Source organism: Variovorax sp. GW458-11-26-14-LB1 (assembly GCF_059423965.1).
The window spans coordinates 53,302-64,356 of record NZ_JBWKYW010000029.1 but is presented as its reverse complement, the minus strand read 5'-3'; the positions used below and the strand labels follow the sequence as shown (position 1 = coordinate 64,356).

Here is an 11,055-nt window from a genome sequence, read left to right as displayed (position 1 = left end):
TCGGGTTTCCGAGCACTCCGGCGCCCATGAAGTTGGTTGACACCTGAATCGATGAAAAGTAATGTAATGACGCATTGCTTCTCCCCGGTCCGTTCGCGGCTACCGGTTCATCGACACCTGTTCTCGACTTTCGATCATGAAAATTGCGATCCTTGGGGGTGGCCACGGCGCCTATGCGGCCGCCGCGGACCTGTCTGAAACCGGCCATGAAGTGCGCCTGTGGCGCCGCGACGCCGCCGCGCTCGAATCCGTCGTGCAGGCCGGCGCGATCACGCTGAAAGACGCGGCCGGGGCGCGCGAGGTGCCCATCGCGCTGGCCACCGCCGACATCGGCGCCGCGCTGAAGGGCGCCGAACTCATCGTCATTCCCACGCCCGCCATCGCCCAGCACGACATCGCGCTGGCCATGGCGCCGCACCTGGTCGACGGCCAGGTCGTGTTCCTGCCGCCGGGCACCTTCGGCAGCTACGTGATGGCACAGGCGGTGAAGGCCGCCGGCAACCGCGCCGACGTGGCCTGGGCCGAGACCGGCACCTTGCCGTACCTTGCGCGCAAGCACGGCGAGCGCGAAGTCAACGTCACCATCCGCGCGATCCGCCTGCCCACCGGCGTCTACCCGGCACGCAAGGAGGCGCAGGCCATCGAGGTGATCCGCCGCGCCTACCCGGCCGTGCACGGCTGCGGCGATGCGCTCTCGGGCGCGCTGATGAACGCCGGCCCCGTCATCCACCCGCCGCTGATGGTGATGAACGCCGCCCCGCTGCAGCACTTCGAGCGCTGGGACATCCACAACGAAGGCACCCAGCGTGCGGTGCGCGACGTGACCGACCGCCTTGACCGCGAGCGCATGGCCGTGCGCGAAGCGTTCGGACAGGGCGCGCCGCACTATCCGCTGGCCGACCACTACAACAACGACCAGTGGATGTACGGCGACGCGCACAAGCAGCTCGTCAAGTCGGGCGACTGGCGCGAGAACATCGACCTGCACACGCACCGCTACATCACCGAAGACACCGAACTCGGCCTGGCCTTCCTGGCCTCGGCCGCGCGCCATGCGGGCGTGGATGCGCCCATCGCGCACGGCCTGCTGGCCATCGTCGGCGGCTTCCTCGGGCGCGACCTGCGCCAGGGCCCGCGCACCTTCGAAAGCCTGGGCCTGGCCAGCCTGAGCGCGACCCAGCTCAAGCAGAGGCTGCACGATGGCGAATGAGCCCGCGCTGCCGCGCTTCGCCGCCGTGGGCGCCGGCCGCATGGGGCGCGGCATCGCCATCGCGTTCGCCTATGCGGGCCACCGCATCGCGCTGATCGACCTGCGCCCGCGCACGCCCGAGGCGTGGCAGCGCCTGCGCGACGAGGCGCAGGCGGAAATCACTGCGAGCCTCTCAGGCCTTGCGCAGCTCGGCGTGATCGATGCCTCGCAGGTCGAACGCATCGCCGCGCGCGTGGACTTCGTGAATGCAGCAGGAGCACCACGCGCATTGGCCGCCGCCGAGCTGGTGTTCGAAGGCGTGCCCGAAACCATGGACGCCAAGCGCGAGGCCTTCGAGCAGCTCAACCGCCATTGCCGCGACGACGCGATCCTCACCTCGACCACCAGCAGCATCCTCGTGACGCAGCTGGCCGCGCTGGTGCGCCGGCCCGAGCGCTTCCTGAACATGCACTGGCTCAACCCGGCCTACGTGATTCCCGTGGTCGAGCTGAGCTGCCACCCCGGCACCGACGCCGGCGTGCTCGCACGCACCAAGGCGCTGATGGAGGCCATCGGCAAGCTGCCCGTGGTCTGCGGCGCGTCGCCCGGCTACATCGTGCCGCGCCTGCAAGCGCTCGTGATGAACGAGGCGGCCCGCATGATCGAAGAAGGCGCTGCCACAGCGGAAGAAATCGACAAGGCCACGCGCTACGGCCTGGGCCTGCGCTTCGCGGCGCTCGGCGTGGTCGAGTTCATCGACTTCGGCGGCTGCGACATCCTGCACCACGCGAGCCGCGAGATGTCGGCCTCGCTCGACGCGGGGCGCTACACCGCGCCGGCCATCGTCGGGCGCATGGTCGAGGAAGGCCGGCTCGGTCTCAAGACCGGCAGTGGCTTCTACGACTACGCGGGCCGCGACACTGCCGCGTATCGGCGCGATGTGCTCTCGCGCACGCTCGGCGAACTCAAGCACGCGGGCCTGTGGCGCGCGGCGGCCGACGAGACGCTGTCATGACGATCCGCCGCGCCTTCGCCGACCTGTCGGTGGGGCAGGTGCACCACGCCGTGTGCGGCGATGCGCAGGCGCCGGCCGTGTTGCTGCTGCACCAGTCGCCGCGCAGCTGGGCCGAGTACCGCGAGGTGCTGCCGCTGATCGCCGGCGCGGGCTACCGCGTCATCGCCATGGACACGGCGGGTTTCGGTGATTCAGCCGACGGCGGCGTGCCGGCAAGCATTGCGCAGTGGGCGCGCGTCGCATGCGAGCTGCTCGATGCGCTCGGCATCGCGCAGGCCGACGTGGTGGGACACCACACCGGCGGCGTGATCGCGATCGAACTGGCCGCGGCGTTTCCTGAACGCGTGCGCAGCCTCGTGCTCTCGTCCACGCCGTACACCGACGAGGTGTTTCGCCGCGCCCGCGCGCAGCGTCCGCCCATCGACGAGGTGGCGCCGAGCGACGACGGCAGCCACCTCGCCGCGCTGTGGCAGAAGCGGCAGGCCTTCTATCCGCCGGGGCGGCCCGACTTGCTCGAGGCCTTCGTGCGCGATGCGATGAAGGTCGGCCACCGTGTCGAAGAAGGGCACCGCGCCGTGGCCTCGTACCGCATGGAAGAGCGCATCGGCCGCGTCACGCAGCCGACGCTCATCGTGCGCGCCACGCTCGACCCGTTTGCCGCGCCGCATGCGGCGGAGCTGCAGCATCAGCTGCCGCAGGCGCGCATCGTCGACATCGACGGCGGCATGGTGCCCTTGCCCGACCAGATGCCCGAGGCCTTCGCGCGCGCGGTGCTCGACTTCCTGGCGACACGGCCATGAAGGCCGTTCGCATCCATGGCTTCGATGCCGCGCCGGTGCTCGAAGACGTGGCCGACCCCGTGGCGCGACCCGGCCGCACCCTCGTGCGCATGCAGGCCGCCACTGTCGGCCACATCGATCGCACCGTGTGGCAAGGCCGCTTCCTGCGGCATCCGCCGTTGCCGTACACGCCGGGCGTGGAAGCCGCGGGCGTGGTCGTTGCGAGCGAGCGGTATACAGCAGGGCAGCGCGTGTGGTTGCGCGGCAGTGGCTTGGGCACGCTGTTCGACGGCACCTGGTGCGAGCTCATCGATGCGCCTGACGATGCACTCGGCGTGTTGCCCGATGCGGTGCCGATGGCACTCGGTGCGGCGTTCTTCTCGCCCACTACGTCGGCGTGGGTGGCCTTGCACGAGGTCGCCCGATTGCAGTCTGGAGAGCAAGTGTTGGTGACGGGCGCAAGCGGCGCGGTAGGTTCGTTGGTGATGCAGTTGGCACGCGATGCGGGCTGCACTGCAACGCCTGTCGATCCGAAGGCAGGCTCGCCCGAAGTCGCCAGCGCCGACCTGCTCATCGACACCGTCGGCGGCGACGTGCTCGCCGCCGCCTTGCCTGCCGTGCGCCCCGGCGGCCGCGCCGTGCTGGTCGGCTACACCGCCGGCCCGATGCTGCAGCTGGACATCGCGCACTTCCTGCAGCGCGACGTGGCGCTGCTGCCGCTCAACATGTTCAGGCGCGAAGCCGCCGGCCGCGCAGCCGCTCCAGAGTTGCTTGCGCGCCTGGCCGACGGCCGCCTGCACCTCGACGTGCAGCCTTTCGCGCTCGCCGATGCAGCCCTCGCACTCGACTGGATTGCGCAACGCGGCCATCGCGGCCGCGCGGTGCTCGTGCCCTAGCCGGGCCGCGCGCTTCAGTCTTCGTCCGGTACCTCGACCGGCACGTGCACATGCAGGTCGATCATCTGCCGCAGCGTCTGCTTGAGCTCTTCGGCGCGTCGCAGGCCGAAGGGTTCGAGCACGCGGCGCTCGTGTTCGCGCGCCAGTTCCATCAGGTGCTCGACCGCTTTCAGCCCCGCGGGCGTGATGCGCACCAGCGTGATGCGGCGATCACTTTCATGGGGCAGGCGTTCGACCTGGCCGCGCGCTTCCATGCGGTCGAGCAGCCGCGTCACGGTCGGCTGCTTGGTCACCGTGACCTGTGCGAGCTGGCCGATGCTGACCGCGTCGCTGCCTGCCAGCGACGCCATCACGCGCCACTCCGACACCGAAAAACCCTGCTGCCGCGCCACCTCGTGGAACTCCGAAGAGATCAGCTGGCTGGCCTGCGCAAGCAGCGCGGGCAGGTAGTCATCGACGAAGCGATGCGTTTCCTTGGATGGTTCAGACATGAAGGCGCCTCCTGTTTGCCGCAGGCATGCGGATTGCATGGCTAGGGTAATTCATGATTGTGGATACATTCATTTCTAAACATTATAGGAACCGTGATGTGACCCCGGGGCCGCATCCTCCCACGAGAAAGAAGAAGGACATCCATGGCTGAGCGTTCGTTCGTCGAAGAAGTCAAGAAGCTGAGACTTACTGGTGGAGAAGTGTTCCGCGGCGAAGGCATTCTGGCCGTCACCAAGGCCCTGCTGGAGTCGGGGGTGTCGTATGTGGCGGGCTACCAGGGCGCGCCCATCTCGCACCTGATGGACGTGCTGGCCGACGCGCAGGACATCCTGGCCGACCACGGCATCCGCTTCGAGAACAGCGCCAGCGAAGCCACCGCCGCCGCCACGCTGGCCGCCTCCGTCAACTACCCGCTGCGCGGCGCCGTCACCTTCAAGGCGACCGTGGGCACCAACGTGGCGTCCGATGCGCTGGCCAACCTGGCCTCGGGCGGCGTCACCGGCGGCGCGCTCATCATCGTGGGCGAGGACTACGGCGAAGGCTCGTCGATCATGCAGGAGCGCAGCCATGCGTTCGCCATGAAGTCGCAGATCTGGCTGCTCGATCCGCGGCCCAACCTGCCGAGCATCGTCGATGCGGTGAAGACCGGCTTCGACCTCTCGGAGGCCAGCAACACGCCCGTGATGCTGCAGCTGCGCATCCGCGCCTGCCACGTGCACGGCCACTTCATCGCCGGCGACAACAAGCGCGCCAAGTTCACGCTGAAGGAAGCGCTGGAGAACCCGCAGCGCGACGTCAGCCGCATCGTGCTGCCGCCCGCGAGCTTCGTGCATGAACAAGAGAAGGTGAAAGACCGCTGGCCCGCCGCCGTGCGCTTCATCGAGGAGCGCCAGCTCAACGAGTTCTTCTCCGAAGACGCCGACGACATCGGCATCATCGTGCAGGGCGGCAGCTACAACACGCTGCTGCGTGCGCTCGAACGCCTGGGCCTGGCCGACGTGTACGGCGAGACCCGCGTGCCGCTGTATGTGATGAACGTGGCCTACCCCGTCGTCGAGAGCGAAGTCATCCGCTTCTGCGAAGGCAAGCGCGCGGTGCTCATCGTGGAAGAAGGCCAGCCCAACTTCGTCGAGCAGAACCTCGCGACCATCCTGCGCCAGGCCGGCTCCACCACCGCGCTGCACGGCAAGGACATGCTGCCCGTGGCCGGCGAGTACACGACGCTCGAACTGCTCAAGGGCACGCGCACCTTCTGCGAGCGCTACGAACGCCTCGCGCCGCTGCCCGTGCCCGTACCGGTGCGCAAGGTGATTCCGCTGAAGGAAGTGGCGGCCATCGGCGTCGATGCCGCGCCTGAACCCGCTGAGCCGTCGAGCGCGCTCGGCGATGTGGTGCATGCGCGCCCGCCGGGCTTTTGCACCGGCTGCCCCGAGCGCCCCATCTTCAGCGCCATGAAGCTGGTCGAGCGCGAACTCGGTGCGCACCACGTGAGCGCTGACATCGGCTGCCACCTGTTCTCGATCCTGCCGCCCTTCAACATCGGCAACACGACGATGGGCTACGGCCTCGGCGGTGCGGGCGCTTCGGCACTCAACGCGCCCGCGGGCAAGCGCGCGATCTCGATGATGGGCGACGGCGGCTTCTGGCACAACGGCCTGACGAGCGGCGTGGCCAACGCGGTCTTCAACAAGAGCGACAACCTCACCATCATCGTCGACAACAACTACACCTCGGCCACGGGTGGGCAGGACATCCTCTCGTCGACCGCCGTCAACAAGACGCGCAGCACCGGCCACGAGATCGAGCGCGCCGTGCGCGGCGTGGGCGTCGAGTGGGTGAAGACGATGCGCCGCACCTACGACGTCGCCGGCATGCGCGACGCGCTGAAAGACGCACTCACCACCACGAAGAAGGGCCCCAAGGTCCTCATCGCGCAATCGGAGTGCATGCTCAACAAGCAGCGCCGCGAGAAGCCGCTGGTGCGCAAGGCCATCGCCGACGGCAAGCGCATGGTGCGCGACAAGTTCGGCGTCGACGCCGACACCTGCACCGGCGACCACTCGTGCATCCGCCTGTCGGGCTGCCCGTCGCTCTCCATCAAGCCCAACCCCGACCCGCTGCGCGTCGACCCCGTCGCCACCGTGCTCGACAGCTGCGTGGGCTGCGGCAACTGCGGCGACGTGTCGCACGCCGCCGTGCTGTGCCCCTCGTTCTACAAGGCGCAGGTCGTGAGCAACCCGACCGCCTGGGACCGCTTCCGCCAGCGCGTGCGCACCACCGTCATCGGCTGGCTGCAGCGCGGCGACGCGCGCCGCCGTGACGCCTATGCCTTCTGACGCCATGACGAACAAGGTTCAACCCATCAAGATCGCCATCCTCGCCATGGGCGGGGAGGGCGGCGGCGTGCTCGCCGACTGGATCGTCGACATGGGCGAGGCCAACGGCTACGTCGCCCAGACCACCTCTGTGCCCGGCGTGGCCCAACGCACCGGCGCGACCATCTACTACGTCGAGCTGTACCCCGACGCGCAGGCGCAGTCCGACGGCGGTCGCCCCGTGCTCGCGCTGATGCCGCTGCCGGGCGACGTCGACGTGGTGCTCGCCTCCGAGCTCATGGAAGCCGGCCGCGCGGTGCAGCGCGGGCTGGTCACGCGCGACCGCACCACGCTCATCGCCTCCACGCACCGCGTCTTCTCCATCGCCGAAAAGAGCGCCATGGGCGACGGCCGCGTCGACAGCGACCAGCTGCTCGCCCACACCGCGCGCGCCGCCAAGCGCTTCATCCGCTTCGACATGGCGCAGGCCGCCGAAGCCTCGGGCAGCGTCATCAGCGCTGTGCTCTTCGGCACGCTCGCAGGCTCGGGCGTGCTGCCGTTCGGCCGTGCGCAGTTCGAGGCCACCATCGAGCGCGGCGGCGTGGGCGTGAAGCCCAGCCTCAAGGCCTTCGGCGCGGCCTTCGACCGCGCGCAAGACGGCGACGACGGCGAGCCCGCCAAGGTCGCACCGGCCGCCACGCCCGCACCGCAGCCGCGCCACCCGGCCGTGCGCGCGCTGGTCGAGCGCGTGCAGCGCGACTTTCCGCAGCCCGCGCACGACTTCCTGTTCGAAGGCGTGCGCCGCCTCATCGACTACCAGGACCTGGCCTACGCCGGCCTGTACCTCGACCGCATGGACGCTGTGGCGAAACTGCCCGACGACGCCCACCGCCTGCTGCGCGAAACCGCGCGCCACCTCGCGCTGTGGATGTCCTACGAAGACACGGCCCGCGTTGCCGCCCTAAAGACCCGCGCGACCCGCTTCGAGCGCGTGCACGGCGAGGCCGGCGTGCAGCCGGGCCAGCTGCTCGCCATCCACGAGTACATGCACCCGCGCCTGCAGGAAATCTGCGAGACGCTGCCCGGCGGCATTGGCCGCTGGCTCATGCACTCCACGCTGCCGAAGAAGATCGTCGAGCGCTTCACGCAGCACGGCCGCGTGATCCGCACCAGCTCGCTGCGCGGCTACCTGATGCTGCGCATGGTCGCGGCCTGCAAGGGCTGGCGCCGTTCGACGATGCGCTACGCCGACGAAAACCGCCGCATCGAGGAATGGCTGCAACGCATCGCCGCCACCGCGCCACGCAACCCCGCACTCGCCGTCGAACTCGCCCAGTGCCAGCGCCTGGTCAAGGGCTACAGCGACACGCACGAGCGCGGCCTGCGCAACTACGACACCGTGATGCGCGCGTTCGAACGTGCGGGTGCCGCGCTGGCGCCCGCCACCCTGCGCGAACTGCGCGACGCGGCGCTCGCCGACGAGCACGGCCACAAGCTGCAGGCCGCGCTGGTGCAGCACGCCTTGGCCTGAAGGGACCCGAACCATGACCGCCCCCACGCTCCAGCTTCGCGTCGCCGAAGCGCGCGCCCTCAACCCGCTGATCCGCCTGCTGCGCCTGCGCGCCGAAGACGGTCGCGCGCTGCCCGGCTTCGCCGCCGGCGCGCACATCCGCGTGCAGGTGACGCTGGCCGACGGCACGACCGACTGGCGCCACTACTCGCTCATCAACTTCGCCACCGAGCGCAACGCCACCAACGCACCGACCGACTATGTGATCGCCGTGCGCAAGGAGGCCGACGGCCGCGGCGGCTCGCGCTTCATGCACGAAGGGCTGGCCGAGGGCAGCGTGCTCACCATCGAGCCGCCGAAGAACGACTTTCCGCTGCACACCGGCCCGGGCGGCACGGTGCTGGTGGCCGGCGGCATCGGCGTGGCGCCGCTCGCGTCGATGGCCGCGCGCCGCCGCGCCGAAGGCGCCGCCGTGCGCATGCACTACGCCGGCCGCAGCCGCGACCTGATGGCCTTCCTGCCCGAGCTGCAGGCGCTGCTGGGCGACGACCTGCGCGTGCACGCCGACGCCGAGGCCGGCGCGCCGCTGGACATCGACGCGCTGCTCGACGCCGTGCCCGCCGGCGACCGCCTCTACGTGTGCGGCCCCAAGGTCATGCTCGACGCCGTGCTCGCGCGCACCCAGTCCCGCGGTTGGGAACACGATCGCGTGCACTTCGAGCTCTTCACCGAACCCGTCGTGGAGGAGGGCGACCAGCCCTTCGAGGTGGAACTCGCCCAGTCGGGCCAGCGTTTCACCGTGCCGGTCGGCCAGAGCATCCTCGACTGCCTCATCGAACACGGCTGCGACCCGATGTTCGATTGCAAGCGCGGCGAATGCGGCGTGTGCGCCGTGCCCGTGATCGAGGGCGAGATCGACCACCGCGACTACGTGCTCACCGCCCGCGAGAAGGCGGAAGGCACCGTCATGCAGATCTGCATCTCGCGCGCCAAGGGAGCGCGCCTGGTGCTCGACCTCTGAGAAAAGCCAGCCAGGAAGGAGCCAGGAGAACCATGCCTTCGTACCGAGACAACCCCGATGCCGTTCGCGCGCTCGTGCAGAACGACCGCGTGCACCGCGACCTGTACACCAGCCAGGAGCTTTTCGAGCTGGAGCAGGAGCACTTCTTCGCCAACACCTGGAACTACGTCGGCCACGAGAGCCAGCTGCCGAAGTCGGGCGACTGGATCACCAACGAGATCGCGGGCCGCCCGCTGATCGTCGTGCGCCACAGCGACGGCAGCGTGCGCGTCATGATGAACCGCTGCGCCCACAAGGGCTCGCGCCTGGTGAACGGGCCCTGCGGCAACACCGGCAAGTTCTTTCGCTGCCCGTACCACGCCTGGACCTTCAAGACCGACGGCGCGCCACTGGCCATTCCGCTGAAGACCGGCTACGAAAAAACGCAGCTGCACGAATGCGAGTCGGGCAAGGGTCTCACCCCGGTGAAGCACGTGCGCAGCCACCGCGGCTTCATCTTCGTGAAGATCAACGACGCGGGCCCCGACTTCGACGAGTATTTCGGCGACTCGCTCAGCTCCATCGACAACATGGCCGACCGCTCGCCCGAAGGCGAGCTCGAAATCGCCGGCGGCTGCCTGCGCTTCATGCACCAGTGCAACTGGAAGATGTTCGTCGAGAACCTCAACGACACCATGCACCCCATGGTGGCGCACGAGTCGTCGGCCGGCACCGCCAAGCGCATGTGGGCCGACAAGCCCGAGGACGAGCCCAAGCCCATGGCCGTGGAGCAGTTCGTGCCCTTCATGTCCGACTACAAGTTCTTCGAGGACATGGGCATTCGCACCTACGACCACGGCCACAGCTTCACGGGCGTGCACTTCAGCATCCACAGCAAGTACAAGGCGATCCCCGAATACGACGACGCCATGAAGGCGCGCTACGGCGAAGAGAAGACGGCGCAGATCCTGGGCATGGCGCGGCACAACACCGTGTACTACCCGAACCTCACGATCAAGGGCGCGATCCAGGCGATCCGCGTGGTGAAGCCGATTTCTGCCAACCAGACCCTCATCGAGAGCTGGACCTTCCGCCTCAAGGGCGCGCCGCCCGAGCTGCTGCAGCGCACCACCATGTACAACCGCCTCATCAACTCGCCGTTCTCGGTGGTGGGCCACGATGACCTGCAGGCCTACCGCGGCATGCAGGCCGGCCTGCACGCCAGCGGCAACGAGTGGGTGAGCCTGCACCGCGACTACGACGAATCGGAGTTGAAGGGCGGCGAGATCACCACGGGCGGCACCAACGAGCTGCCCATGCGCAACCAGTACCGCAGCTGGGTGCAGCGCATGACGGAGACGATGTAATGGCCGCCGCCGATATCACCCGCCAGGACCTCGTCGATTTCGTCGTCAACGAAGCGCGCCTGCTCGATACACGCCGCTACGAGGAGTGGAACGCGCTCTTCACCGACGATGCGTTCTACTGGATTCCGCTCGTGCCCGACCAGGAAGACGGCCTGAACCACACCTCGCACCTGTACGAGGATAAGCTGCTGCGCGAGCTGCGCATCGAGCGCCTGAAGAGCCCGCGCGCCTTTTCGCAGCAGCCGCAAAGCCGCTGCCACCACCTGCTGCAGGTGCCCGTGGTCGAGACTTTCGACACCGAGGCCCAGCGCTTCGTGGTGCGAACCGAGTTCCACTACACCGAATCGCAGGGCGACGAGCTGCAGTTCTACGTCGGCACCTTCTTCCATCACCTCACGGTGCAGGACGGCGCGCTGCGCATGACGCTCAAGCGCGTCGACCTGCTCAACTGCGACGCGGCGCTTCCGGCCGTGCAGCTCTTCATCTGAGGAC

General features: G+C 68.8%; 10 protein-coding genes. 9 read left to right on the top strand and 1 reads right to left on the bottom strand.

Annotated elements, in window-relative coordinates; all coding sequences use genetic code 11:
* Positions 1 to 136: 136 nt before the first annotated feature.
* The 4 genes from AC07YS_RS19360 to AC07YS_RS19345 are packed head-to-tail and all read left to right on the top strand — an operon-like array spanning position 137 to position 3,879.
* The gene (locus AC07YS_RS19360) at positions 137 to 1,210 is read left to right on the top strand and encodes an NAD/NADP octopine/nopaline dehydrogenase family protein (RefSeq protein ID WP_495268848.1); all 1,074 of its coding nucleotides are present in this window, start codon (positions 137 to 139) and stop codon (positions 1,208 to 1,210) included.
* The gene (locus tag AC07YS_RS19355; protein WP_495268847.1) at positions 1,200 to 2,204 is read left to right on the top strand and encodes a 3-hydroxybutyryl-CoA dehydrogenase; all 1,005 of its coding nucleotides are present in this window, start codon (positions 1,200 to 1,202) and stop codon (positions 2,202 to 2,204) included. Before AC07YS_RS19360 ends, AC07YS_RS19355 begins: the two co-directional genes overlap by 11 nt.
* On the top strand, positions 2,201 to 3,004 hold the full coding sequence (locus tag AC07YS_RS19350) for an alpha/beta fold hydrolase (protein ID WP_495268846.1): 804 nt from the start codon (positions 2,201 to 2,203) through the stop codon (positions 3,002 to 3,004). The genes AC07YS_RS19355 and AC07YS_RS19350 overlap by 4 nt, the downstream gene beginning before the upstream one ends.
* Entirely contained in the window at positions 3,001 to 3,879 is an 879-nt protein-coding gene (locus AC07YS_RS19345; RefSeq protein WP_495268845.1) for a quinone oxidoreductase family protein, read from the top strand. Before AC07YS_RS19350 ends, AC07YS_RS19345 begins: the two co-directional genes overlap by 4 nt.
* 14 nt (positions 3,880 to 3,893) lie before the next feature.
* Here AC07YS_RS19345 and AC07YS_RS19340 read toward each other — a convergent pair whose 3' ends face one another.
* Positions 3,894 to 4,370 carry a MarR family winged helix-turn-helix transcriptional regulator gene (locus AC07YS_RS19340; protein ID WP_062475035.1) on the bottom strand — a complete coding sequence of 159 codons (477 nt, stop codon included), beginning with the start codon at positions 4,368 to 4,370 and terminating at the stop codon, positions 3,894 to 3,896.
* Positions 4,371 to 4,514: 144 nt separating this feature from the next.
* Here AC07YS_RS19340 and AC07YS_RS19335 point away from each other — a divergent pair, with 144 nt between their 5' ends.
* Genes AC07YS_RS19335 through AC07YS_RS19315 form a run of 5 tightly spaced genes read left to right on the top strand, consistent with a single transcriptional unit; the run spans position 4,515 to position 11,051 of the window.
* Complete coding sequence (locus tag AC07YS_RS19335) at positions 4,515 to 6,707, top strand: thiamine pyrophosphate-dependent enzyme (RefSeq protein ID WP_495268844.1); 2,193 nt, start codon at positions 4,515 to 4,517, stop codon at positions 6,705 to 6,707.
* A 4-nt stretch (positions 6,708 to 6,711) separates the two neighbouring features.
* Positions 6,712 to 8,217, top strand: a complete 1,506-nt coding sequence (locus tag AC07YS_RS19330) for an indolepyruvate oxidoreductase subunit beta family protein (RefSeq protein ID WP_495268843.1) — start codon at positions 6,712 to 6,714, stop codon at positions 8,215 to 8,217.
* Positions 8,218 to 8,230: 13 nt separating this feature from the next.
* Positions 8,231 to 9,217 (top strand): PDR/VanB family oxidoreductase, encoded by a 987-nt coding sequence (locus AC07YS_RS19325; protein WP_495268842.1) that lies wholly within the window; start codon positions 8,231 to 8,233, stop codon positions 9,215 to 9,217.
* 32 nt (positions 9,218 to 9,249) lie between these two features.
* On the top strand, positions 9,250 to 10,563 hold the full coding sequence (locus tag AC07YS_RS19320) for an aromatic ring-hydroxylating dioxygenase subunit alpha (protein WP_495268841.1): 1,314 nt from the start codon (positions 9,250 to 9,252) through the stop codon (positions 10,561 to 10,563).
* Positions 10,563 to 11,051, top strand: a complete 489-nt coding sequence (locus AC07YS_RS19315) for an aromatic-ring-hydroxylating dioxygenase subunit beta (RefSeq protein ID WP_159275705.1) — start codon at positions 10,563 to 10,565, stop codon at positions 11,049 to 11,051. The genes AC07YS_RS19320 and AC07YS_RS19315 overlap by 1 nt, the downstream gene beginning before the upstream one ends.
* The last annotated feature ends 4 nt before the right edge of the window (positions 11,052 to 11,055 follow it).

What these genes read in the sequence shown, in the direction of transcription:
- AC07YS_RS19360 (WP_495268848.1), top strand. Translation starts at nt 137, where the DNA reads ATGAAAATTGCGATCCTTGGGGGTGGCCACGGCGCCTATGCGGCCGCC.
- AC07YS_RS19355 (WP_495268847.1), top strand. Translation starts at nt 1,200, where the DNA reads ATGGCGAATGAGCCCGCGCTGCCGCGCTTCGCCGCCGTGGGCGCCGGC.
- AC07YS_RS19350 (WP_495268846.1), top strand. Translation starts at nt 2,201, where the DNA reads ATGACGATCCGCCGCGCCTTCGCCGACCTGTCGGTGGGGCAGGTGCAC.
- AC07YS_RS19345 (WP_495268845.1), top strand. Translation starts at nt 3,001, where the DNA reads ATGAAGGCCGTTCGCATCCATGGCTTCGATGCCGCGCCGGTGCTCGAA.
- AC07YS_RS19340 (WP_062475035.1), bottom strand. Translation starts at nt 4,370, where the DNA reads ATGTCTGAACCATCCAAGGAAACGCATCGCTTCGTCGATGACTACCTG.
- AC07YS_RS19335 (WP_495268844.1), top strand. Translation starts at nt 4,515, where the DNA reads ATGGCTGAGCGTTCGTTCGTCGAAGAAGTCAAGAAGCTGAGACTTACT.
- AC07YS_RS19330 (WP_495268843.1), top strand. Translation starts at nt 6,712, where the DNA reads ATGACGAACAAGGTTCAACCCATCAAGATCGCCATCCTCGCCATGGGC.
- AC07YS_RS19325 (WP_495268842.1), top strand. Translation starts at nt 8,231, where the DNA reads ATGACCGCCCCCACGCTCCAGCTTCGCGTCGCCGAAGCGCGCGCCCTC.
- AC07YS_RS19320 (WP_495268841.1), top strand. Translation starts at nt 9,250, where the DNA reads ATGCCTTCGTACCGAGACAACCCCGATGCCGTTCGCGCGCTCGTGCAG.
- AC07YS_RS19315 (WP_159275705.1), top strand. Translation starts at nt 10,563, where the DNA reads ATGGCCGCCGCCGATATCACCCGCCAGGACCTCGTCGATTTCGTCGTC.